A 21912-nucleotide genomic window follows, 5' to 3' on the forward strand; every position below is an offset into this window, starting at 1 on the left:
ATAGCCGGGTCAAATGAAAAGAGGATGCCAGTGCATCCTCTTTTTTGTCGCATTTAAGTGCTCTTGAACGGAAACAAAAGGGGGATGCCGCGGCATCCCCCTTTTGTTGTGCTGGATCAGGCCAGAGGCTTGATCGATTCTTCGCCAGTGGCGTCCTGCACTGCTTCGTCCGTGCCAGGAGCTTGCTGCGTCTCGTCGGAAAGCTGCTCGATCGGGGCCGGAACAGCTTCGCTGGCCGGTGTCTCTTCCACAATGGCGGGCGAAACGACTTCGCCAGATTGTACGGTTTCTGTAGCAGGGGCTTCGGCAACCGGCGATTCTTCAACCGCTACCTCGGCTGTTTGTGCCTGGGCCGCGGCGGCAGCCTCGGCGGCCTCGCGCGCAAGGCGCTCAGCTTCACGCTTGCGCCGGCGTACTTCGCGTGGATCGTTCGGTGCGCGGCCGGTCGGCGTGGTCACTATTAGGGCAGTTTCCGCTACTGCTGGTTGTGCAGCAGGCGCTGGCTCGACAATCACGGTCTCGACTTGCACTTGGGCAGATTCGATGGCCGAAGCTTCCTGCTCTGGTGGCTGCTCGGCTACAGTTTCCTCGCTCTGAACCGTCGGAGCCGGTTCCTGAGCCAGTTGTTCGCTGGCGCTGACAGGAGTTTCGGCGGCGACCGCTGTCTCCTCTTGAACCGGCGCTGCCGCAGGCTCGAAGGACTCGGTCTGGCTGGCTTCTACAGTTTCTGTGTGCGGCTCGGCAGCATGGCTGGTTTCGGTAACGGTCTCGGCAACTGCCACTTGCGCGGCAACGGCAGGAGCTACCTGGGCTTCACCGTCTTCCGTCTGCAGGCCGTCGTGCTCACGTTGGCGTTCGCGGCGGTTGCTGCGACGGCGCTGGCCACGGGAGCGGCGACGCGGGCGCTCGTTCTCGGCTGTGTCTTGCTCATCATCCTGACGCAGTTCATCGTTCGGCAGCAGCTCTTCCTGTAGTTCCTCGACTGGCTCGGGACGCAGTTGGCGCTCTTCGCGCGGTTGGCGCTCCTCGCGTTGCGGGCGCTGGCGTTGCTGTTGGCGCTCATTGCGTTCTTCACGCTGAGGCTGCTGGGCAGTATTGTCCAGCGGCTCGCGCAGCTCGCGAACGCGCTCCTCACGTGGCTTTTGCTGCTCGCGACGGTTATTTTGCTGCTCGCGCGGCGGGCGTTCGTTCGACTTGCGCTCCTCTTCACGGCGGCCACCGCGGTTACGGCTTTGCTGACGGCCGTTGCGGCGCTCTTCACGCGCAGGACGCTCGTAGCTCTTCTTCTCGCTTTCGCTGGCGGCCGGTTTGCTCGGCTCTTCTTCCTTGCTGGCAAACAGGCTTACCAGCGATTTCACCAAGCCTTTGAACAGGCTTGGCTCCGGAGTCTTGGCCGGTGCCAGCGGTGCCTGCTCGGCAGTTACCGGCGCGCTGCTGCGCGGTGCGGCCTTGATGGCAGCCTCCTGGCGAACCAGGGTGCGGGTGGCGGAGGCGGCGGCCGGAGCCTCCTCGGTTTCTACCGAGGCGGCAATCTCGTAGCTGGACTGACCGCTGAGGGCTTCCGGACTGTCGTCGCGCAGGCGCTGTACTTCGAAATGCGGGGTTTCCAGATGATCGTTGGGGATGATCACGATGCGCGCACGGGTGCGCAGCTCGATTTTGGTGATCGAATTGCGTTTCTCGTTGAGCAGGAAGGCGGCAACCGGGATTGGTACCTGTGCACGTACCTCGGCGGTACGGTCTTTCAGTGCCTCTTCTTCGATCAGGCGCAGGATGGCCAGCGACAGTGACTCGACGTCACGGATGGTGCCCTGACCATTGCAGCGTGGGCAGACGATGCCGCTGGTTTCGCGCAGCGACGGGCGCAGGCGCTGGCGAGACATTTCCAGCAGGCCGAAGCGCGAGATGCGTCCAACCTGCACGCGGGCGCGATCCGCTGCCAGCGCTTCACGTACCTTGTCTTCCACGGCGCGTTGGTTCTTGGCCGGCGTCATGTCGATGAAATCGATGACGATCAGCCCGCCAATGTCGCGCAGGCGCAACTGGCGAGCGATTTCCTCGGCAGCTTCCAGGTTGGTCTGCAGTGCGGTTTCCTCGATATCGCTACCTTTGGTGGCGCGGGCCGAGTTGATGTCGATGGAAACCAGAGCTTCTGTCGGATCGATGACGATGGAGCCACCGGAGGGCAGTTTTACTTCACGCTGGAAGGCGGTCTCGATCTGGCTTTCGATCTGGAAGCGGTTGAACAGCGGGACGCTGTCATCGTACAGCTTGATCTTGCTGGCGTACTGCGGCATCACCTGCTGAATGAAGGCCAGGGCTTCTTCCTGAGCTTCAACGCTGTCGATCAGTACTTCGCCGATGTCCTGGCGCAGGTAGTCGCGGATGGCGCGGATGATGACGTTGGATTCCTGATAGATCAGGAAGGGGGCTGGACGGCTGGTGGAAGCTTCCTTGATGGCGGTCCACAGTTGCAGCAGGTAGTCCAGATCCCACTGCATTTCCTCGCTGGAGCGACCCAGGCCGGCGGTACGCACGATCAGCCCCATGTCGGCCGGAGCGTTGAGCCCGTTGAGTGCCTCGCGCAGCTCGTTGCGTTCCTCGCCCTCAATGCGACGGGAAATGCCGCCGGCACGCGGGTTGTTGGGCATCAGTACCAGATAGCGGCCAGCCAGGCTGATAAAGGTGGTCAGAGCCGCACCCTTGTTGCCGCGTTCTTCTTTCTCGACCTGGACGATAACTTCCTGGCCTTCCTTGAGTACGTCCTTGATATTGATGCGGCCGCCTTCAGGGGTCTTGGAGAAGTACTCGCGGGAGATTTCCTTGAGGGGGAGAAAACCGTGGCGCTCGGAGCCGAAATCGACGAAGGCGGCTTCCAGGCTGGGTTCGATGCGGGTGATGCGGCCTTTGTAGATGTTGGCCTTCTTTTGTTCGCGGGCGCCGGACTCGATGTCCAGGTCGTAGAGCTTCTGGCCGTCTACCAGCGCTACACGCAACTCTTCGGGTTGAGTTGCGTTAATCAGCATTCTTTTCATGTGGTACCAATGGGCTTCGGGCTGGCGGAAGCCACGTTAGGCACGCACGACTCTCAGGGCTGTGTCTGGCGTGTCAGAAACGGTCGTAAATCGTTCCACTGTCAAGCGACGGCCTCGGGCGGTCGCGACGGACGTCTCCTGCTTGCTGTCGTAACAGAAAGCGCTCAAGTCAGGAGGAGGAATCAGCTGAAGGCCGCGGACGAGATGAAGCGTCTTTGAATCGAGCCGGAGGCTACGCAGGCCGACAGTTGTACATCTCCACCCTACACGTATCACTGAAAATCGGGTGCCGCGCGCAAAATCCGCAGCGGTTGTTTTTACCGTGAGCGCCTTGTCAGGGCGAATCACGCATCATACTCAAGGCGTTATTTCCGAGCCTTTCGCGGCCATTTGCGGCGAAATTCCCGTCGGACGGCCTCTCGTCCAGAAAGGGTTGCACGGGCAGGGGATGGCAAATTCGGGCATACATCCGCAGGCCTGGCCGCTTTTGGCGGCGTTCGCGACTATATCAGTAATGATTAAGTGCTTCAATTCCATAAAAAATTGTTATGATTGCGCGATGACTACTCCCGCCTCTCCAACCTCTGGCGTTCAGTTGCTCGAGGTTGCACCGGAATTCGCCGGCCAACGCATCGACAATTTCCTTCGCACGCAGCTCAAAGGTGTGCCGAAAACCCTGATTTACCGCATCCTGCGCAAGGGTGAGGTGCGTGTGAACAAGGGGCGGATAAAGCCCGAATACAAGCTGCGGGCCGGCGACATTGTGCGTGTGCCGCCGTTACGGCTGGCCGAGCGCAACGAGCCCGAACCGCTGGCCCAGGGCCTGCTGGAGCGTCTGGAAGCGGCCATCGTTTACGAGGACAAGGCGCTGATCGTGCTGAACAAGCCGGCTGGCATTGCAGTGCATGGTGGTAGTGGTCTGAATTACGGCGTGATCGAGGCCTTTCGTCAGTTGCGCCCCGACGCCAAGGATCTGGAGCTGGTGCATCGCCTGGATCGTGATACTTCCGGTCTTCTGATGATCGCCAAGAAGCGCAGCATGCTGCGTCATCTGCATGAGCAACTGCGGGGTGACGGTGTCGACAAGCGCTATATGGCGCTGGTGCGTGGCCACTGGGCGACAACCAAGAAGCAGGTCAGTGCGCCACTGCAGAAGAGCAACCTGCGTTCCGGTGAGCGGATGGTCGAGGTCGACGCCGAAGGTAAGGATGCGCTGACGCTGTTTCGTGTGTTGCGCCGTTTTGGTGATTTCGCCACGCTGGTGGAGGCGCGTCCAGTGACTGGCCGCACTCATCAGATTCGCGTACACGCCAAGCATGCCGGGCACAGCATTGCCGGCGATCCCAAATACGGTGATGACGATTTTACTCGAGAAATCCGCGAGCTTGGCGGCAAGCGCCTGTTCCTGCATGCCTACCAATTGATTGTGCCGCTGCCTGAAGGTGGTGAGCTGCGTCTGGAGGCGCCGGTGGATGATATGTGGGCAAGCACGCTGGAGCGACTGGGTGCCTGACTATCGTCTGCTGATCTTTGATTGGGACGGGACGCTGGCGAACTCCATCGCGCGTATCGTCGAGGTCATGCATCTTGCTGCGGACAGCTGCGGTTTGCCGCGTTGTAGTGATGACAGGGTGCGCGGCATCATCGGTCTGGAGCTGGGGCGCGCTATTGGCGTGCTTTATCCCGAACTTGATTCGGTGCTTGCCATCGATGGTGTGCGGCGTGCTTACAGCGAGCACTACCTGTTGCTGGAGCGTGAGCCTTCACCGCTTTACGACGGGGTGGTGGAATCGCTTGCGGCGTTTCGCCGGCAGGGATATCGGCTGGCGGTAGCAACCGGCAAGGGGCGTAGCGGTCTGCAGCGTGTTCTGGCTGGTAGAGGCTGGCTGGATTATTTTGATGTCACGCGCTGTGCCGACGAGACTGCCGGTAAGCCGGATCCGCGTATGCTTCATGAGATACTTGCGCATTGCGCGGTGGAGCCGGAGCAGGCGTTGATGGTGGGGGATTCGACGTTCGATCTGCAGATGGCGCGGAATGCCGGAATGGATAGTGTGGCTGTCGGCTACGGAGCGCAGCCGCTTTCGGTGTTGCGACAGCACGGCCCGCGTCTGGCGATCAATCATTTCAATGAACTGCGGGCTTGGTTGGAAGGCCGTCCGCTGCAATGTGAGACAGAGGCGAGCGAAAATGTCGGGTGAGTGGAAGTCATCGCCCCCCTCCGTGAATGGGGATGACAAAAGCTGGAAACTGCTGGAAAAGGCGTTGCTGGCTAGTGTGGCGGAGCAGCGGCGCTCGCGGCGTTGGGGGATTTTTTTCAAGCTTCTGACCTTTGTCTACCTGTTTGGTGCACTGGCGCTGTTCATGCCGTTGCTGGATTTGAAGGGCTCGTCGTCGGCTGATGGGCATACGGCGCTGATCGAAATTCGCGGCATGATTGCCGATCGTGAGGAGGCCAGTGCCGACAATGTAATCGGCAGTCTGCGTGCGGCCTTTGAGGATGCCGGAACGCGAGGTGTGATTCTGCGCATCAATAGCCCAGGAGGCAGTCCGGTGCAGTCCGGCTACATCTATGACGAGATCCGTCGTCTGCGTGCCGAGCATCCGGATATCCCGCTATATGCGGTGATTACTGATCTTGGGGCCTCTGGAGCCTACTACATTGCCAGTGCTGCCGATCAAATCTATGCCGACAAGGCCAGTCTGGTTGGCTCCATTGGGGTTACAGCAGCCAGTTTCGGCTTTGTCGAGGCAATGGAGAAGCTGGGGGTGGAGCGGCGTGTCTATACCGCTGGCGAGCACAAGGCCTTTCTCGACCCCTTTCAACCGCAGAAGGACGAGGAAACCCGCTTCTGGCAAGGTGTTCTGGACACTACCCATCGTCAGTTTATCGATAGTGTGAAGGCGGGACGGGGTGAGCGTCTTAAGGCCGACGAGCATCCCGAACTGTTCTCCGGTCTGGTTTGGTCGGGCGAGCAGGCGCTGGAGTTGGGGCTGGTGGACGGGCTGGGCAGCTCCAGTTTTGTTGCGCGCGAAGTGGTCGGTGAGAAGAATCTGGTGGATTTCACCGTGCGGGATACGGCCTTCGATCGTTTTGCCAGGCGGCTGGGTAGCAGTGTGGCTGACCGTATCGCGCTGTGGATGGGGGTTCAGGGGGCGGTGTTGCGCTGAGGCGCGGCACCGGTTTACGGAATCTCGATACCTTCGGCTTGCAGCATGTCCACCAGGCGTATCAGTGGTAGGCCGATCAGGCTGGTGCTGTCGTCGCCTTCGGTGCGACTGAACAGGCTGATGCCGAGTCCTTCGGACTTGAAGCTGCCGGCGCAGTCGAATGGCTGCTCGCGCTGGAGATAGCGCAGGATTTGCGTGTCGTCGAGAGGGCGGAAATGCACGCTGAAAGGGATGCAGTCAACCTGACAGCGTCCGCTTACGCTGTTGAGCAGGGCCAGGCCGGTGAGAAAGGTTACGCTGCTGCCGCTGGCAGCGCGCAGTTGGGCCTGGGCGCGGGGCAGGTCGTGGGGTTTGCCCAGAATTCGCCCGTCGGCCAGGACGGCGACCTGATCCGAGCCAATGATTAGGTGTGCAGGGTGCTGATCCGTTAGTGCTCGCGCCTTTTCTTCGGCCAGACGGCGCACCAGATCGATGGCGCTTTCGTCTTCCCTTCGGCTCTCGTCAATGCTGGGCGACTGCCAGGTGAAGGGGAGTTGCAGGCGTTCGAGCAGGGTGCGGCGGTAGGGGGAGCTGGAGGCAAGCAGCAGTGGCAGCATGGTCTCTTCCTTTATATAGGGGCAGCGCGGGCGATTCTACTGATCCCCGCCTGGCGGTAACAGCCGAATTTCCTTTGACACGGGCAGGGTGCATCCCTAGAATGCGGCGCCTATGTTGAATGGGCCGATTCCACCTCACGTTGATCCGCGCAAGCTCGCCGACCGCGAAGCCACCCTCGAAGGGCAGCTCGAACTGGCCAGCCTGCAGCGTCTCTGCGACCCGCTCGCCGATACGGCGGGCATGGTGCAGGCGAAATTTCATTTCGGGCGTGACGAGCAGAAAACTGTGGTGATCCGCAGTGAGCTCGAGGTTGAGGTCAAGATGGTCTGCCAGCGTTGTCTGGAGCTGGTCGCGCTACCCATCCGCAGCGAGTGTGAATACGCGGTGGTTCGGGTTGGAGCGAACACTCAGTCCTTGCCCAAGGGCTACGACGTGCTGGAAGTGGGTGACGAGCCGCTGGAATTGCTGGGGCTGGTCGAGGACGAACTGCTCCTTGCCCTGCCGATCGTTCCTGCTCATGCCCCAGGTGATTGCCAGCCGCCGGGCGGTCTCGACGAGTACGAGCCGGGCGAGGACGAGGTATCGCGGTCCAACCCGTTCAGTGTATTGGCGCAGTTAAAGCGTGACCCAAACGTTTAGGAGTTAATGAGTTATGGCTGTTCAGCAGAACAAAAAATCCCGTTCCGCCCGCGACATGCGCCGTTCGCACGACGCACTCGAGGCTAACGCTCTGTCCGTGGAGAAAAGCACCGGTGAGGTTCACCTGCGCCACCACGTATCTCCGGAAGGCGTTTACCGTGGTCGCAAAGTGATCGATAAGGGCGCTGACGAGTAATCCTTGTCCGCTCCGATCATCGCGATTGATGCAATGGGTGGGGACTTCGGTCCCCACTGCATTGTTCCGGCCTGCCTTGCTGCGCTGGCCGAGTTCCCCTCGCTGCATCTGACCCTCGTCGGTCAAGACTCCCTGATTGAAGAACAGCTCGCTCGTCACTTCGGTGTCGACCGCAACCGCCTGCGCGTGAAGCATGCCGGTGAGGTGATCGCCATGGATGAGCGTCCGGCCCAGGTGCTGCGTGGCAAGCCTGATGCCTCCATGCGTGTGGCGCTGGATCTGGTGCGTCAGAGGCAGGCTGCGGCCTGCGTCAGTGCCGGCAATACTGGTGCGCTAATGGCGCTGTCGCGCTATCTGCTCAAGACTCTGCCCGGGATCGATCGGCCGGCCATGGTTAGCCCGATTCCTACCGAACGGGGCGCCTGTTACCTGCTGGATCTCGGCGCCAATGTCGACTGCAGCGCCGAGCACCTCTATCAGTTCGCCATTATGGGCGCCGTGGCTGCCGAAGCATTGGGCGTGAAGCGACCGCGAGTGGCGTTACTGAACGTCGGTACCGAGGAAATCAAGGGTAATCAGCAGGTCAAGCTGGCGGCGAGTCTGTTGCGGCAGGCCCGTGGATTGAACTTCGTCGGCTACATAGAAGGCGATGGTGTCTATCGTGGTGAGGCTGATGTGGTGGTGTGTGACGGTTTCGTCGGCAACATTCTGCTCAAGTCCAGTGAAGGGCTGGTGCGTATGGTCACCGGACGGCTTGAGGCGCTGTTCAATGATGGTCTGTTCGCTCAGGCTATAGGAACTCTGGCTATGCCGCTGCTGCGCCGTCTGAAGGCTGATCTGGCGCCATCACGGCACAATGGGGCGAGTTTTCTCGGTCTGCAGGGAATTGTGGTCAAGAGTCATGGGGCAGCGGGGCAGGAGAGCTTTCAGAGTGCGATTCGCTGCGCGTTGCGCGAAATTGAGGAGAATCTGCCGCAGCGACTGCATGGTCGACTTGAGGACTTGTTGCTGTAGACTCGTCGCGTTCGATGCTTCGGCTGCTCTGTCGTGAATGTGACCGGGGTAGTTGAGATGCCATCCAACTGACTGTTTCGACGTCGGTTTCATTGCCGGCGTGATCTTTAGACACAAGGGACTTATTCATGTCAGCATCCCTCGCATTCGTCTTTCCCGGTCAGGGTTCCCAGGCCCTGGCCATGCTCGCCGAGCATGGCGCCAGCCAGCAACTGGTGCGTGACACCTTTGGCGAGGCTTCCGAAGCTCTTGGTTACGATCTTTGGGCTCTGACCCAGCAGGGCCCGGAAGAACAACTGAACCAGACCGACAAGACCCAGCCGGCCATTCTTACCGCTTCCATCGCTCTGTGGCGTTTGTGGCAGGCCGATGGTGGTGCAGCTCCGGCATTCGTTGCCGGTCACAGCCTGGGTGAGTACTCGGCGCTGGTTGCTTCCGGTTGCATCGACTTTGCCGATGCGGTGAAGCTGGTGGAGCGTCGTGGTCAACTGATGCAGCAGGCCGTGCCGGCCGGGCAGGGCGGTATGGCGGCGATCCTTGGTCTGGAGGACGCTGATGTACTGGCTGCCTGTGCCGAAGCCGCGCAGGGCGAAGTGGTCAGTGCGGTGAACTTCAACGCGCCGGGTCAGGTGGTGATTGCCGGCAGCGCGGCGGCCGTTGCGCGTGCCATCGAGGCATGCAAGGCGAAGGGCGCCAAACGCGCCATGGCATTGCCGGTGAGCGTCCCCTCGCATTGTGCGCTGATGAAACCGGCGGCTGAGCGTTTCGCCGAGTCGATCGAGTCGTTGTCTTGGCAGGCGCCGCAGATTCCGCTGGTACAGAACGTCAGTGCTGCGGTGGTATCGGATTTGGCTGAGCTGAAGGCGGATTTGCTGGCGCAGCTTTACAGTCCGGTGCGTTGGGTCGAGTCCATGGTGCGGTTGTCCGAGCAGGGGGTCACCGATCTGGTCGAGTGTGGCCCTGGCAAGGTGTTGAGTGGACTCAACAAGCGCTGTGTCAAAGGCATCAATACTCACAACCTGGATACCCCGGATGCCTTCGCTGCCGCACGTGCAGCCCTGGCCTAAGCAAGGAGAACGAATCATGAGTCTGCAAGGTAAAGTCGCTCTGGTAACCGGCGCCAGCCGTGGCATCGGCCAGGCTATTGCCCTCGAGTTGGGGCGCCAGGGTGCCATTGTCATTGGTACCGCCACTACTGCTTCAGGTGCCGAGCGCATTGCCGAAACCCTGAGGGCCAATGGCGTCGAAGGCGCCGGACTGGTGCTCGACGTGGGCAGCGACGAATCGGTGGCCAGCACCCTCGAACACATTCAGCAACATCTTGGTCAGCCGCTGATTCTGGTGAACAACGCCGGCATTACCCGTGACAACCTGATGCTGCGGATGAAGGATGACGAGTGGCATGACGTCATCAACACCAACCTCAACAGTCTGTACCGTTTGTCCAAGGCGGTGCTGCGTGGCATGACCAAGGCCCGCTTCGGGCGCATTATCAACATCGGTTCGGTAGTCGGGGCGATGGGCAATGCCGGTCAGGTCAACTATGCGGCGGCCAAGGCCGGCCTGGAGGGCTTCAGCCGGGCGCTGGCTCGTGAGGTAGGTTCGCGCGGTATCACGGTAAACTCCGTGGCACCGGGCTTCATCGATACCGACATGACTCGCGAACTGCCGGAAGCGCAGCGCGAGGCGCTGCTGACCCAGATTCCACTGGGGCGTCTGGGGCAGGCCGAAGAGATCGCCAAGGTGGTAGGTTTCCTCGCTTCCGATGGCGCAGGCTATGTCACCGGGGCTACCATCCCGGTCAATGGCGGTATGTACATGAGCTGAAAATGCTGCCTCCGGTTTGCCGGAGGCGTGCGAATGTGACGCGGATCACCGGAAAACTGTCATAGTGCCTGTCTAAAATCCGTTATAAAGCTGCAACAGGTTTATAGACAGATCGTTGAAGTGTTCCTAAGGGATCCCCGCATTCAGCTTGAAATGCTAAAAACCCTTTCTATACACTTGGCCGCTACCAGCTGCCTGGATTTGTCCAATTAGGAGTGAAAACAAGGTATGAGCACCATCGAAGAACGCGTCAAGAAAATCGTTGCCGAGCAACTTGGCGTCAAGGAAGAGGAAGTAACCAACGGTGCTTCCTTCGTTGAAGATCTGGGTGCCGACTCTCTTGACACCGTGGAGCTGGTGATGGCTCTCGAAGAAGAATTCGAGACCGAGATCCCGGATGAGCAAGCAGAGAAGATCACCACCGTTCAGGAAGCCATTGATTACGTGACTGCCCACGCGCAATAAGTCACAGTCAACTGCCTGACTGAGAAAAGCCGCACTGCCCTAATCAGGCGTGCGGCTTTTCTTTACGTGCAAGGCGCCGTGTCGCCTAGAACAAGAGGAGATTGCTGTGTCGCGTAGACGCGTCGTGGTTACCGGTATGGGCATGTTGTCGCCACTGGGTAACGATGTGCCGAGCAGCTGGCAGGGCATTTTGGCCGGGCGCAGTGGCATCGGTCTGATCGAGCATATGGACCTGTCCGCCTACTCCACCCGTTTCGGCGGATCGGTCAAGGGATTCAACGTTGAGGAGTATCTTTCCGCCAAGGAGGCGCGCAAGCTCGACCTGTTCATTCAATATGGTCTGGCTGCCTGTTTCCAGGCCATGCGTGATTCCGGACTGGAAGTCACCGATGCCAACCGGGAGCGTATCGGTGTGGTCATGGGTTCCGGTATTGGCGGGCTGACTAATATCGAGAACAACTGCAAGTCGCTGTTCGATCAGGGGCCGCGGCGCATTTCGCCTTTCTTCGTGCCCGGCTCGATCATCAATATGATTTCCGGCTTCCTGTCGATCCACCTGGGACTGCAGGGGCCGAACTATGCCATCGCCACAGCCTGTACCACCGGTACTCACTGCATTGGCATGGCTGCGCGCAATATTGCCTACGGCGAGGCCGATGTGATGGTCGCCGGCGGCGCCGAGATGGCCGCCTGCGGACTGGGCATGGGCGGTTTCGGCGCGGCGCGTGCATTGTCGACCCGCAACGACGAGCCGACCAAGGCCAGTCGTCCGTGGGACAAGAACCGTGATGGCTTCGTGCTGTCTGATGGTGCCGGCGCACTGGTGCTGGAAGAGCTGGATCACGCCAAGGCGCGTGGCGCCACCATTTACGCCGAACTGATCGGTTTCGGCATGAGCGGCGACGCCTTCCACATGACCTCGCCTCCCGAGGACGGTGCCGGCGCGGCACGTTGCATGGCTTCGGCGCTGCGTGATGCCGGTCTCAACCCGGATCAGGTGCAGTACGTCAACGCGCACGGGACTTCCACTCCGGCCGGCGATCTGGCTGAAGTCGCGGCGGTGAAGAAGGTATTTGGCGAGCATGCCTACAGGCTTTCGGTCAGTTCGACCAAGTCGATGACCGGTCATCTGCTCGGTGCGGCCGGAGCGGTGGAAGCCATCTTCAGCGTGTTGGCAATTCGCGACCAAGTGGCGCCGCCGACCATCAACTTGGACGAACCGGACGAAGGTTGCGACCTCGACTTTGTCGCACATCAGGCCAAGGCAAGGCCGATCGAGGTGGCGCTGTCGAACTCCTTCGGTTTCGGCGGTACTAACGGTTCGCTGTTGTTCCGTCGGTTCCAGGGATGATGCAGAGCTGGGTCAACGGCGCGCCTGGCGATCTGCTGTCGGTTCGCGATCGTGGCCTGGCTTACGGCGACGGCCTGTTTGAGACGCTCGCCGTACGTGGTGGGCGAATTCGCTTGTTGTCGCGACATCTGGCGCGCCTTGCCGAAGGTTGCCGGAGATTGTCGTTACCGCTGGATCTGGCACTGGTAGAAGCCGAGTTGACGGCCTTCGCTGCACAGACAGGTGAAGGTGTGGTCAAACTGCTGGTAACTCGTGGTGAAGGGCAGCGCGGCTATACGCTGCCCGATCCCTGCCAGCCGCTACGGATTCTCCAGGCCGGGCCGCTGCCGCAATATCCGGCGGCCCACGCCGAGCAGGGTGTGTGTCTGTTTCCCTGTGCCACCCGACTGTCCGAGCAACCGCTATTGGCCGGGCTCAAGCATCTCAACCGTCTGGAACAGGTGCTGGCCCGAGCGGAATGGCAGGGGGGCGAATACGCCGAAGGGTTGATGCGCGATGCTCACGGTCGAGTGATCGAAGGGATCTTCAGCAACCTGTTTCTGGTACGCGACGGGGCGCTGCTTACCGCCGAGCTGTCGCGCTGCGGCGTTGCCGGAGTTATGCGTGCAGAGATCCTTGAACGGGCGCATGGCCTGGGTTGGCCAGTGGCAATTCGCGATATTGCCTACGACGAGCTGCTGGCAGCCGACGAGGTGTTTCTCTGCAACAGCCTTTACGGCATCTGGCCGGTGCGGACGCTGCAGGCACGGCACTGGCCGGTCGGGCAGCTCACCCGTAAACTGCAGGGCATTCTTGACGATTTGATGAGTAACTGACTGGTGCTACGCAAGATTCTGCTGCTGCTCGAATGTGGCGTGCTGTTGGCAGCGGTGCTGGTGATCGGCGCGGCCTGGCAACAGAACCGGGCACTGCAGCAGCCCCTGCAACTGAGCGAGGAAATGCTCCTGGAAGTACCAGCCGGCTCTACTCCCGGTGGCCTGCTCAACCGCTTACAGGCGCAGGGCGTGATAGATGGAGCACTCTGGCTGCGTCTGTACTGGCGCTTCAATCTTGGGGGGGCTGCTCTGCACAGTGGCGAATACCGCTTGCAGCCAACCCAGAATGCCCGGGAAATGCTTGCTCTGTGGCAGCGCGGCGAGGTGGTGCAGTACAGCCTCACGCTGGTGGAAGGCTGGAATTTCCGCCAGGTACGCGCTGCGCTGGGGCGCCAGGAGCGCCTGGAGCAGCGTCTGGCCAACCTCAGCGATGCCGAGCTGATGAAGCGATTAGGCCTGGCAGGGCAGAATCCGGAAGGGCGCTTCTTCCCGGACACCTACCGCTATGTGCGTGGCATGAGCGACGAGGATTTGCTGCGCCAGGCCAATGCGCGACTGGAGTCGGTGCTGGCCGAGGAGTGGCAGAAGCGTGCCGACAACTTGCCCTATCGCGAGCCTTACGATGCTCTGATCATGGCCTCGATGATCGAGAAGGAAACCGGTGTGCCGGAGGAGCGGGAAGCGATTGCCGGAGTCTTTGTCCGCCGGCTGCGCCTGGGCATGCGCCTGCAGACCGACCCGACGGTCATTTATGGCATGGGTGAACGCTACAACGGCCGTATCACTCGGGCTGATCTGCGTCGGCCGACGCCTTACAACACATACACCATCGACGGCATGCCGCCGACGCCGATTGCCATGGTGGGGCGCGAGGCGATTCGCGCCGCGCTCAACCCGGCCGACGGTCGTGCGCTGTATTTCGTCGCCCGCGGCGACGGTAGCCACGTATTTTCCAATACTCTGGCCGAGCACAACCGTGCTGTACGCCAGTATCAGCTCAAGCGGCGTGCCGACTACCGTTCCAGCCCGGCACCGCGTGTGGCGGACGAAACTGAATAAGGGCTCTTCGTGACTGGTCTGTTTATTACCCTGGAAGGCCCGGAAGGTGCCGGCAAAAGCACCAATCGCGACTATCTGGCCGAACGTCTTCGCGGTCGCGGCGTAGAGGTTCTGCTTACCCGCGAGCCGGGCGGTACGCCACTGGCTGAGCGGATTCGCGAACTGCTGCTAGCACCGAGTGACGAACCCATGGCAGCCGATACCGAGCTGCTGCTGGTATTTGCCGCACGTGCCCAGCATTTGCAGCAGGTGATACGTCCGGCTCTGGCGCGCGGCTGCGTGGTGATCTGCGACCGCTTCACCGATGCCACCTATGCCTACCAGGGCGGTGGTCGCGGCCTGTCCGGCGAGCGTATCGCCGAGCTGGAGCATTTCGTCCAGGGCGAGCTGCGCCCGGATCTGACGCTGGTCTTTGACCTGCCGGTGGAAATCGGCCTGGCCCGTGCCGCAGCCCGTGGTCGTCTGGATCGTTTCGAGCAGGAGCAGCGCAGCTTCTTCGAGGCAGTGCGCCAAACCTACCTTCAGCGTGCTGCACAGGCGCCGCAGCGTTACCGGGTGATGGATGCAGGCCAGTCCCTGGCGCAGGTGCAGGCTGATATCGATGCACTGTTGCCGGAGCTGCTGGAGGCCTGTCGTGGCTGAGCTTTATCCATGGCAGGTGCCGCTCTGGCAGCAACTGGCGGGGCGCCGTCAGCATGCCCATGCCTACCTGCTGCAAGGGCCGGCGGGCATTGGTAAGCGGATTCTGGCCGAGAGCCTGATGGCCCATCTGCTTTGTTCCGCCCGTAGCGGCCTGGATGCCTGCGGTCAGTGCAAGTCGTGCCAGTTGCTGGCTGCAGGCACTCACCCGGACAGCTTTGTGCTTGAACCTGAGGAGGCGGACAAGCCGATCAAGATCGATCAGGTACGTGAACTGGTGGACTTCGTGGTGCAGACCGCACAGCTCGGTGGTCGCAAGGTCGTGCTGCTGGAGCCGGCCGAGGCGATGAATCTTAATGCTGCCAATGCACTGCTCAAGAGTCTCGAGGAGCCTTCCGGCGATACCGTGCTGCTGTTGATCAGTCACCAGCCGAGCCGGTTGTTGCCAACCATCCGGAGTCGCTGCGTGCAGCAGTCCTGTCCGCTGCCGGGGGAGGAGCAGAGTCTGTCCTGGCTGGCGCAGACTCTGCCGGAGTTGAGCGAAGAGGGGCGGACCGAGCTGCTGACACTGGCCTCCGGCTCTCCGCTGGCCGCCCAGCGCTTGCATGAGCAGGGTGTGCGGGAACAGCGAGCGCAGGTGGTGGACGGGGTCAAGAAGCTGCTCAAACAGCAGGTTGCCCCCAGCCAACTGGCCGAGAGCTGGAACGCCTTGCCGCTGAATCTGTTGTTCGACTGGTTCTGTGAGTGGGCGCAGCTGATCCTGCGTTACCAACTGACCCATGACGAAAGCGGGCTGGGGCTGACCGACATGCGCAAGGTGGTACAGTACCTGGCCGACAAGACACCACAGCCTCGGGTGTTGGCCATCCAGGAGTGGCTGCTGGGGCAGCGGCAAAAGGTGCTGGGCAAGGCTAACCTGAACCGTGTACTGCTTCTCGAAGCCTTGCTGGTGCAGTGGGCAAGCCTGCCCGGGCCGGGCTAGAATCGGTGTTCATGCAATAGACGTCAGGAATGTGTCGATGAGTCTGCCACCCAATCTGGGGCCCCGTAACGGCATTTTGTCCCTGACCATCAAGGACAAATCCGTGTTGTATGCGGCCTATATGCCCTTCATCAAGAACGGCGGCCTCTTCATTCCCACCAACAAGAACTACAAGCTTGGTGACGAAGTGTTCATGCTGCTCAACCTGATGGACGAACCGGAAAAGATTCCCGTGGCCGGCAAGGTGGTGTGGATCACCCCCAAGGGCGCTCAGGGTAGCCGCGCCGCGGGGGTCGGGGTGCAGTTCAACGATGGCGACAACACCGCCCGCAACAAGATCGAGACCTACCTTGCCGGTGCGTTGAAATCGGATCGACCGACCCATACCATGTAACCATCGGGTCGTCTGTTCGCCGGCTGGCCTCCAGCCCGTGAATGCTTTCGATTACAATCCGGTGTTTTTCCTGTGCCGGGTTTTCTGCTGTGCTGATTGACTCCCACTGTCACCTTGATCGTCTTGACCTTGCTGCCCATGGCGGTTCGCTGGATGCAGCTCTGGATGCTGCGCGTGCCGTCGGTGTCGGGCATTTCCTGTGCATTGGCGTCAGCGCCGAAAATGCCGCGATAGTACGCAGCCTGGCGGCGCGTTATGCGGATGTCGACTGCTCTGTGGGGATTCACCCGCTGGATCTGCAGCCTGGCGCCGAGCCGGCGCTGGACTGGTTGCTGGGCGAGCTGGCGCATCCAGAGGTGGTAGCCATTGGTGAGACGGGGCTGGATTACCACTATGAACCCGAGTCGGCCGCCCTGCAGCAGACATCCTTCCGGTTGCATCTGGAGGCCGCTCGCATCACTGGCAAACCGGTAGTTGTGCATACCCGCGAAGCCCGCGCCGACACTCTGACACTGTTGCGTGAGGCAGCGCTACCGCAGGCTGGCGTATTGCACTGCTTCACCGAGGATTGGGAAATGGCCCGCGCAGCACTGGATCTGGGTTTCTATATCTCGCTATCGGGCATCGTCACCTTCCGTAATGCCGATGCGCTACGTGAGGTGGCGCGACAGGTGCCGGCGGATCGTCTGCTGGTGGAAACCGATTCGCCCTATCTGGCGCCGGTTCCACATCGTGGCAAGCCCAACCTGCCGCAATACGTGCGTGAGGTGGCGCAATTCCTTGCCGATCTGCGCGGTGTGGACTTCGAGACCCTGGCCGAGCAGAGCAGCTGCAACTTCAAGCGGTTGTTCCCACTAGCCCGAGTGGCCTGAGTCTGCCGGGTGACGGCAAAAAAAACCCGGATTCTGGGGGGGCGAATCCGGGTCAAGATCATTAGGAGTAAATCAAGGTACGCGATCCACGCTACCTTGGCTGGCGGGGCACTTGGGGGGATGCCGTGCACCAGTAAGCTTCAGTATTGGTCATATGCTCTGGGCGTCCAGAGCAGATCGTGCATTTTTTAAACAGATTTGGAATACCCGGGAAGCTGCTGAGTCCGACGCAGCCTTTGTCGCCTGGCGGCACGACCGAAGGGCTGTACGTCGCTTGCGCCTTTCAGCGTCCAGCCAGGTTGGTCAGTACGTCGATAGTCTCGTCGATTACCGACACAGAGGTGTAGAAGTGCGGCGATAGACGCATGCCGGGGCCGCGCAGTATACCGATCACTCGCTCCTGGCGTAGACGCTGACATAGCGTGGTGCTGTCCCAGCCGGCCAGACTGAAGTTGACGATGCCGGCGCGCCGCTGTGCTTCGGTCGGGCTTTGTAGTGTGGCAGCGGGCAGAGCCCGGATACCCATCGCTCAGATGCTGCACTCGTTCTTCCAGAAGTTTGGCAACCTGATCCATGCCCACTTGCTCCAGCAATGACAGTCTGGCCTCCAGGGCAAAGGCAGCGAGCATGTTCGGGCTGCCGCATTCGAATCGTCGTGCGCTGCGGGCCGGTTGCCAGTCCAGGCGGGTGTAGTCGCCGGCATGTTCGAGCATGTGCCAGCCGTACTCATGCAGTCTGAGGTGGTTGCGAGCTTCGCTACGGCAGTAGAACACCCCGAGGCCTTCCGGGCCGAGCATCCACTTGTGACCATCGGCCATGGCGAAATCGCAATCATAGGCCTGCACGTCGAAGGGAACAGCGCCGAGTTGCTGGATAGCATCGATGCAGAACAATACACCATGCCGGCGACAGCTCTGACCGAGGCGGGGCAGATCCAGACGCAGGCCGCTGGCGAACTGCACTGCGCTGACCGACATCAGCCGTGTGCGCGGGGGTGATGGCTGCCAGCAGGTTCGCTTCCAGATCGCGCCCCTGCAGACTCACTTCAATCACTTCGACCCCACGGTCGGCTAGGGCAAGCCAGGCGATGCGATTGGAGGGAAATTCCTCGTTGCTGATGATCACCTGGTCACCAGGCCGCCAATCCAGACTGAACGCCACGAAGGACAGTGCTTCTGAGGTGTTCTTGACCAGTGCGATATCACCCGTGCATGTTGCGTTCAACAGGCGCATAAGGCGTTCGCGTAGGCTTCGCTCGACTTTCAGTCAGTCAGGATAGTCGCATGCACCTTGTCTTACGTTCACCTCTGAGAACCGCTGAACCGCTTCAGCACTGCGTTTCGGCCAAGGGGCGACCGCCGCGTGGTTCAGGTAACGCAGGCCGCTTTCCTGGGGAAACTCATCATGAAATGCGTACATGGTCGGATGATCCGTGCAATTTGAATGCATTTGGGCATAATAGACAGCTTCGATTTTTGACTCTCTAGTCCCTTTATGCAGAAAGAACCCCGTAAGGTCCGCGAATTCCGTCGCCGTGAGCAAGAAATTCTCGACACTGCGCTGAAACTCTTCCTCGAACAAGGGGAAGACAGCGTCACCGTCGAGATGATCGCCGATGCGGTTGGTATCGGCAAAGGCACAATCTACAAGCACTTCAAGTCCAAGGCGGAGATCTACCTGCGCTTGATGCTCGACTACGAGCGTGACCTGAACGAGCTGCTGCATTCCTCTGATGTCGACCGGGACAAGGAAGCACTGTCGCGTGCTTACTTCGAGTTCCGTATGCGTGACCCGCAGCGCTATCGGCTGTTCGACCGTCTGGAGGAGAAGGTGGTCAAGGGCAATCAGGTGCCGGAGATGGTCGAGCAGCTGCACCGTATTCGCGCCTCCAATTTTGATCGGCTGACCCAACTGATCAAGGGGCGCATCGCTGAGGGCAAGCTGGAGGACGTGCCTCCGTACTTCCATTACTGCGCAGCCTGGGCTCTGGTGCATGGTGCCGTGGCGTTGTACCACTCGCCATTCTGGAGCAATGTGCTGGAAGATCAGGAAGGTTTCTTCCAGTTCCTCATGGATATTGGTGTACGCATGGGCAATCGCCGCCGCCGCGATGCCTGAGTGCTGCCTTGTCGGTGGCTGGACTGTTTCGCCACCGGTAGGGCGATATACTCCGGGCCTTACCGGATCGGAGTGAACCATGATCGTCGACCGCCAGGGCAGACGTTTTCGCAATCTTCGCGTCAGTCTGACGGCTGCCTGCAACTACGCTTGTACGTACTGCGTGCCCAACGGCAAGCGTTTGGTCGCCTCTCAGGACGAGCTGTCGGCAGAGGCGCTGGCCCGAGGAGTGGCTTACCTGATTGAAGCCGCCGGTATCGAGCGCTTGCGTATCACTGGCGGCGAGCCACTGGTCAGCCCCCGTCTGGAACCCTTTCTGCGTGAGATCGGTCGCTTTGATCTCGACGACATCAGCCTGACGACCAATGGTCAACTGCTTGAGCGGCGCCTTGCACTGTTGCTGGGGGCGGGTATCCGCCGTCTCAATGTCTCGCTCGACACACTCGATAGCGACGCCTTTCGCCGCATTGCCCGGGGCGGTGACCTGGCCACGGTGCTTGCCGGCCTGGAGGCGGCGCGTGATGCCGGCTTGAAGGTCAAGGTCAATATGGTGCCGCTACGCGGACAGAACCTCGACCAGGTGCTGCCGCTGCTTGATTATTGCCTGGAGCGAGGCTTCGAGCTGCGTTTCATCGAGCTGATGCGTATGGGCCATCTGGCGCGCGATGCCAATGCCTTCAATCAGCAGTTCGTTGGCCTCAACGACCTGCTGGCGCTGATCGCCGAGCGTTACCAGTACGTCCAGACTGATGCACCGGTCGATGCCACGGCCATGCGCTACAGCATCCCCGGGCTGGGGCATTTTGGCGTGATCGCCAACGAGAGCGTGCCGTTCTGCCGTACCTGTTCGCGCCTGCGCCTGTCTTCTACCGGTTGGTTGCATGGCTGCCTGTCCTCAAGCAACCGGCATTTCATCGGTGATCTGCTGGATAAACCCCATCACCAGGCGCTGCCGGCGCTGCAGCGGCTGCTGGTACGGGCCCTGGCCGACAAGCAGGATTTGGCCTTTGCCGGTGGTGTTACGGTGATGAAGATCATCGGTGGCTGAGCAGGGTGTGGCTCGGCAGTCAGCAGCTGTGGGGATAGACTGTGCGGGCCTTTCTTGGTGTGAGAGTTGTCCATGTCCCTGGCATTTCCCATTCATTACATCGAGCCGGTGTTTCGTCCGCCAAGTGAGGCGCATTCGCTGATCCTGCCCGTGACCAATGGCTGTTCGTGGAACCGCTGCACGTTCTGTGAGATGTACACCGCGCCGCAGAAGAAGTTTCGTGCCCGTGACGAAGATCAGGTATTGGAGGAGATTCGTTGCGCCGGTCAGCAATTGATCGTCCAGCGGGTATTTTTGGCCGACGGCGACGCCTTGGTGCTGCCGACGCGACGGCTTCTGAACATCCTTGAGGCGATCCGCGAGCACATGCCGCAGGTGCGCCGGGTATCCAGCTACTGCTTGCCGCGCAATCTGCGCAAGAAGTCGGTGCAAGAGCTTCGTGAGCTGGCCGACGCCGGTCTGAAGATGGCCTATGTTGGTTGCGAGTCCGGCGATGATGAGGTACTGATGCGGGCCAGCAAAGGCGAGACCTTCGACTCCAGCCTGAGCGCCTTGGACAAGCTCGGGCAGGCCGGCATCAGCCGCTCGGTGATGATTCTCAATGGCCTCGGTGGCCAGCTCCTGAGCGAGCAGCACGCCGACAGCTCGGCGCGACTGATGAATGCGGCGCAGCCGGAATACCTGTCCACTCTGGTGGTCAGTTTTCCTTATGGTGAGGCGCGATTTCGCGAGCGTTTTCCGGCCTACCGGCCTCTGAGCCAGCAGCAGTTGTTCCGGGAGCTAGAACGCCTTTTGCAAGGGCTCGAACTGGAGCAGACGGTATTTCGCAGCGACCATGCATCCAACTATCTGGTGCTCAAGGGTGCGCTGGGACGGGACAAAGAAAGGCTGCTGACCGAGGTGCGCAACGCCATTGAGCGGCCGCAGCAGGCCAATCTGCGTCAGGAGTGGCAGCGCGGCCTGTAGCCTTGCCATGGCTGATGTGAATCTCTGGCGCAGAATCTGCATCTGTCCTTTGTCCGCCGGTTTTCCGACGCCGGCACGAGGAGGAGCTTTTCATGCGTAACCTGTTTTTGCTGCTCGCCCTGCTGGGTTTGGGGGGCTGCATGAAGGTCAGCGACCTGGCCGACGGTGCCGAGTACCACCTGCGCGACGCCGGCTTTCTCGACCACGGCCGCACTGAGCGCATGGCCTCACGACGCCTGCAGCAGGACTCCTTCATCTACATCGCCCAGGGCCACTTTGTACCGCCGGGCCACGGCTACCCACGCCCCAATGTGGTAGCCGAGGAAGCGTTCAAGGGTTTTGTCGAGTATTTCCCGCTGGTGCGCCGGGCCAAGGCGCCGCTGGGTATGGAGGAAGCCATGAGCGAGGCGCGAGCTGCCGGTGCCCACTACCTGTTATATGGCCGTTTCGCCTATAGCGACGATCGTATTGGCACGCTGGAGGAGTGGGAGGATCAGGAAGCGCTGGATCGCCTTGGCACGGATCGAGCTGTGATTCAGCTGATGCTGATCGAGACTAATACCCGCTACCTGGTGGACACTGTACGCATCCGCAGTCGTGGCGGTTTTCTGACCTTTTACGATGCCCAGCCGCAGGATCTGATCGGCCCGCCGTTGCGCGACTACGCGCGCAGTCTGCTGGGAGTCGGGCGCTAAGTAGGTGGCGCCTGGGTAGTCGAGCCAGC

22 protein-coding genes and 1 pseudogene are annotated in these 21912 nt (G+C 60.8%); 20 read left to right on the forward strand and 3 right to left on the reverse strand.

Going from position 1 to position 21912, the window contains the following annotated elements:
• Window positions 1-116: 116 nt before the first annotated feature.
• Window positions 117-3035, reverse strand: a complete 2919-nt coding sequence (gene rne / locus NCCP436_RS14280) for a ribonuclease E (RefSeq protein ID WP_220804658.1) — start codon at window positions 3033-3035, stop codon at window positions 117-119.
• Window positions 3036-3594: 559 nt separating this feature from the next.
• Between rne and rluC the strand changes: the two genes are divergently transcribed.
• Genes rluC through NCCP436_RS14295 form a run of 3 tightly spaced genes read left to right on the forward strand, consistent with a single transcriptional unit; the run spans window position 3595 to window position 6206 of the window.
• Window positions 3595-4548, forward strand: coding sequence for a 23S rRNA pseudouridine(955/2504/2580) synthase RluC (gene rluC, locus NCCP436_RS14285; RefSeq protein ID WP_220804659.1), 954 nt, complete (start codon window positions 3595-3597; stop codon window positions 4546-4548).
• Complete coding sequence (locus NCCP436_RS14290; protein WP_220804660.1) at window positions 4541-5236, forward strand: HAD-IA family hydrolase; 696 nt, start codon at window positions 4541-4543, stop codon at window positions 5234-5236. The genes rluC and NCCP436_RS14290 overlap by 8 nt, the downstream gene beginning before the upstream one ends.
• Entirely contained in the window at window positions 5226-6206 is a 981-nt protein-coding gene (locus NCCP436_RS14295) for a S49 family peptidase (RefSeq protein WP_220804661.1), read from the forward strand. Before NCCP436_RS14290 ends, NCCP436_RS14295 begins: the two co-directional genes overlap by 11 nt.
• A gap of 14 nt (window positions 6207-6220) precedes the next feature.
• Here NCCP436_RS14295 and NCCP436_RS14300 read toward each other — a convergent pair whose 3' ends face one another.
• Entirely contained in the window at window positions 6221-6802 is a 582-nt protein-coding gene (locus tag NCCP436_RS14300; RefSeq protein ID WP_220804662.1) for a nucleoside triphosphate pyrophosphatase, read from the reverse strand.
• 112 nt (window positions 6803-6914) lie between these two features.
• On the opposite strand from NCCP436_RS14300, the gene NCCP436_RS14305 reads away from it, so the two are divergent.
• From NCCP436_RS14305 to NCCP436_RS14365, 13 genes are all read left to right on the forward strand, one after another.
• Complete coding sequence (locus NCCP436_RS14305) at window positions 6915-7442, forward strand: YceD family protein (protein WP_220804663.1); 528 nt, start codon at window positions 6915-6917, stop codon at window positions 7440-7442.
• A 13-nt stretch (window positions 7443-7455) separates the two neighbouring features.
• Window positions 7456-7638, forward strand: coding sequence for a 50S ribosomal protein L32 (gene rpmF / locus NCCP436_RS14310; RefSeq protein ID WP_013791824.1), 183 nt, complete (start codon window positions 7456-7458; stop codon window positions 7636-7638).
• Window positions 7639-7641: 3 nt separating this feature from the next.
• The gene (gene plsX / locus NCCP436_RS14315) at window positions 7642-8652 is read left to right on the forward strand and encodes a phosphate acyltransferase PlsX (RefSeq protein ID WP_259651502.1); all 1011 of its coding nucleotides are present in this window, start codon (window positions 7642-7644) and stop codon (window positions 8650-8652) included.
• Window positions 8653-8780: 128 nt separating this feature from the next.
• A complete protein-coding gene (gene fabD, locus NCCP436_RS14320; protein WP_220804664.1) occupies window positions 8781-9719 on the forward strand; it encodes an ACP S-malonyltransferase in 939 nt (312 codons plus the stop codon).
• Window positions 9720-9735: 16 nt separating this feature from the next.
• Window positions 9736-10479 carry a 3-oxoacyl-ACP reductase FabG gene (gene fabG, locus NCCP436_RS14325; RefSeq protein ID WP_220804665.1) on the forward strand — a complete coding sequence of 248 codons (744 nt, stop codon included), beginning with the start codon at window positions 9736-9738 and terminating at the stop codon, window positions 10477-10479.
• A 228-nt stretch (window positions 10480-10707) separates the two neighbouring features.
• The gene (gene acpP / locus NCCP436_RS14330) at window positions 10708-10944 is read left to right on the forward strand and encodes an acyl carrier protein (RefSeq protein ID WP_220804666.1); all 237 of its coding nucleotides are present in this window, start codon (window positions 10708-10710) and stop codon (window positions 10942-10944) included.
• 106 nt (window positions 10945-11050) lie between these two features.
• On the forward strand, window positions 11051-12295 hold the full coding sequence (fabF, locus tag NCCP436_RS14335; protein ID WP_220804667.1) for a beta-ketoacyl-ACP synthase II: 1245 nt from the start codon (window positions 11051-11053) through the stop codon (window positions 12293-12295).
• Entirely contained in the window at window positions 12295-13110 is an 816-nt protein-coding gene (pabC, locus tag NCCP436_RS14340; RefSeq protein WP_220804693.1) for an aminodeoxychorismate lyase, read from the forward strand. Before fabF ends, pabC begins: the two co-directional genes overlap by 1 nt.
• 3 nt (window positions 13111-13113) lie before the next feature.
• Window positions 13114-14169, forward strand: coding sequence for an endolytic transglycosylase MltG (gene mltG / locus NCCP436_RS14345; protein WP_220804668.1), 1056 nt, complete (start codon window positions 13114-13116; stop codon window positions 14167-14169).
• A gap of 9 nt (window positions 14170-14178) precedes the next feature.
• Window positions 14179-14811, forward strand: coding sequence for a dTMP kinase (gene tmk / locus NCCP436_RS14350; RefSeq protein ID WP_220804669.1), 633 nt, complete (start codon window positions 14179-14181; stop codon window positions 14809-14811).
• Window positions 14804-15790 (forward strand): DNA polymerase III subunit delta', encoded by a 987-nt coding sequence (locus tag NCCP436_RS14355; RefSeq protein ID WP_220804670.1) that lies wholly within the window; start codon window positions 14804-14806, stop codon window positions 15788-15790. The genes tmk and NCCP436_RS14355 overlap by 8 nt, the downstream gene beginning before the upstream one ends.
• A 37-nt stretch (window positions 15791-15827) precedes the next feature.
• Entirely contained in the window at window positions 15828-16184 is a 357-nt protein-coding gene (locus tag NCCP436_RS14360; RefSeq protein WP_220804671.1) for a PilZ domain-containing protein, read from the forward strand.
• Between the two features lie 89 nt (window positions 16185-16273).
• Window positions 16274-17056: a TatD family hydrolase gene (locus tag NCCP436_RS14365; RefSeq protein ID WP_220804672.1), complete on the forward strand. Its 783-nt coding sequence runs from the start codon at window positions 16274-16276 to the stop codon at window positions 17054-17056.
• Between the two features lie 283 nt (window positions 17057-17339).
• Here the strand turns inward: NCCP436_RS14365 and NCCP436_RS14370 are convergent.
• Window positions 17340-18322 (reverse strand): annotated as a pseudogene (locus NCCP436_RS14370) (aminotransferase class V-fold PLP-dependent enzyme).
• A 228-nt stretch (window positions 18323-18550) separates the two neighbouring features.
• On the opposite strand from NCCP436_RS14370, the gene NCCP436_RS14375 reads away from it, so the two are divergent.
• The 4 genes from NCCP436_RS14375 to NCCP436_RS14390 all read left to right on the forward strand — a co-directional run bounded on the left by NCCP436_RS14375 (window position 18551) and on the right by NCCP436_RS14390 (window position 21883).
• Entirely contained in the window at window positions 18551-19174 is a 624-nt protein-coding gene (locus NCCP436_RS14375) for a TetR/AcrR family transcriptional regulator (RefSeq protein ID WP_220804673.1), read from the forward strand.
• Window positions 19175-19253: 79 nt separating this feature from the next.
• Window positions 19254-20222, forward strand: a complete 969-nt coding sequence (locus tag NCCP436_RS14380) for a GTP 3',8-cyclase MoaA (RefSeq protein WP_220804674.1) — start codon at window positions 19254-19256, stop codon at window positions 20220-20222.
• Window positions 20223-20294: 72 nt separating this feature from the next.
• Complete coding sequence (locus tag NCCP436_RS14385) at window positions 20295-21188, forward strand: radical SAM protein (protein WP_220804675.1); 894 nt, start codon at window positions 20295-20297, stop codon at window positions 21186-21188.
• A 92-nt stretch (window positions 21189-21280) separates the two neighbouring features.
• Window positions 21281-21883, forward strand: coding sequence for a DUF4823 domain-containing protein (locus NCCP436_RS14390; RefSeq protein ID WP_220804676.1), 603 nt, complete (start codon window positions 21281-21283; stop codon window positions 21881-21883).
• Window positions 21884-21912 lie beyond the last annotated feature (29 nt).

Source organism: Pseudomonas sp. NCCP-436 (genome assembly GCF_019656335.1).
GTDB lineage: Bacteria > Pseudomonadota > Gammaproteobacteria > Pseudomonadales > Pseudomonadaceae > Aquipseudomonas.

What these genes read in the sequence shown, in the direction of transcription:
- rne (WP_220804658.1), bottom strand. Translation starts at nt 3,035, where the DNA reads ATGAAAAGAATGCTGATTAACGCAACTCAACCCGAAGAGTTGCGTGTA.
- rluC (WP_220804659.1), top strand. Translation starts at nt 3,595, where the DNA reads ATGACTACTCCCGCCTCTCCAACCTCTGGCGTTCAGTTGCTCGAGGTT.
- NCCP436_RS14295 (WP_220804661.1), top strand. Translation starts at nt 5,226, where the DNA reads ATGTCGGGTGAGTGGAAGTCATCGCCCCCCTCCGTGAATGGGGATGAC.
- NCCP436_RS14300 (WP_220804662.1), bottom strand. Translation starts at nt 6,802, where the DNA reads ATGCTGCCACTGCTGCTTGCCTCCAGCTCCCCCTACCGCCGCACCCTG.
- NCCP436_RS14305 (WP_220804663.1), top strand. Translation starts at nt 6,915, where the DNA reads ATGTTGAATGGGCCGATTCCACCTCACGTTGATCCGCGCAAGCTCGCC.
- rpmF (WP_013791824.1), top strand. Translation starts at nt 7,456, where the DNA reads ATGGCTGTTCAGCAGAACAAAAAATCCCGTTCCGCCCGCGACATGCGC.
- fabD (WP_220804664.1), top strand. Translation starts at nt 8,781, where the DNA reads ATGTCAGCATCCCTCGCATTCGTCTTTCCCGGTCAGGGTTCCCAGGCC.
- fabG (WP_220804665.1), top strand. Translation starts at nt 9,736, where the DNA reads ATGAGTCTGCAAGGTAAAGTCGCTCTGGTAACCGGCGCCAGCCGTGGC.
- acpP (WP_220804666.1), top strand. Translation starts at nt 10,708, where the DNA reads ATGAGCACCATCGAAGAACGCGTCAAGAAAATCGTTGCCGAGCAACTT.
- pabC (WP_220804693.1), top strand. Translation starts at nt 12,295, where the DNA reads ATGCAGAGCTGGGTCAACGGCGCGCCTGGCGATCTGCTGTCGGTTCGC.
- NCCP436_RS14360 (WP_220804671.1), top strand. Translation starts at nt 15,828, where the DNA reads ATGAGTCTGCCACCCAATCTGGGGCCCCGTAACGGCATTTTGTCCCTG.
- NCCP436_RS14375 (WP_220804673.1), top strand. Translation starts at nt 18,551, where the DNA reads ATGCAGAAAGAACCCCGTAAGGTCCGCGAATTCCGTCGCCGTGAGCAA.
- NCCP436_RS14380 (WP_220804674.1), top strand. Translation starts at nt 19,254, where the DNA reads ATGATCGTCGACCGCCAGGGCAGACGTTTTCGCAATCTTCGCGTCAGT.
- NCCP436_RS14385 (WP_220804675.1), top strand. Translation starts at nt 20,295, where the DNA reads ATGTCCCTGGCATTTCCCATTCATTACATCGAGCCGGTGTTTCGTCCG.
- NCCP436_RS14390 (WP_220804676.1), top strand. Translation starts at nt 21,281, where the DNA reads ATGCGTAACCTGTTTTTGCTGCTCGCCCTGCTGGGTTTGGGGGGCTGC.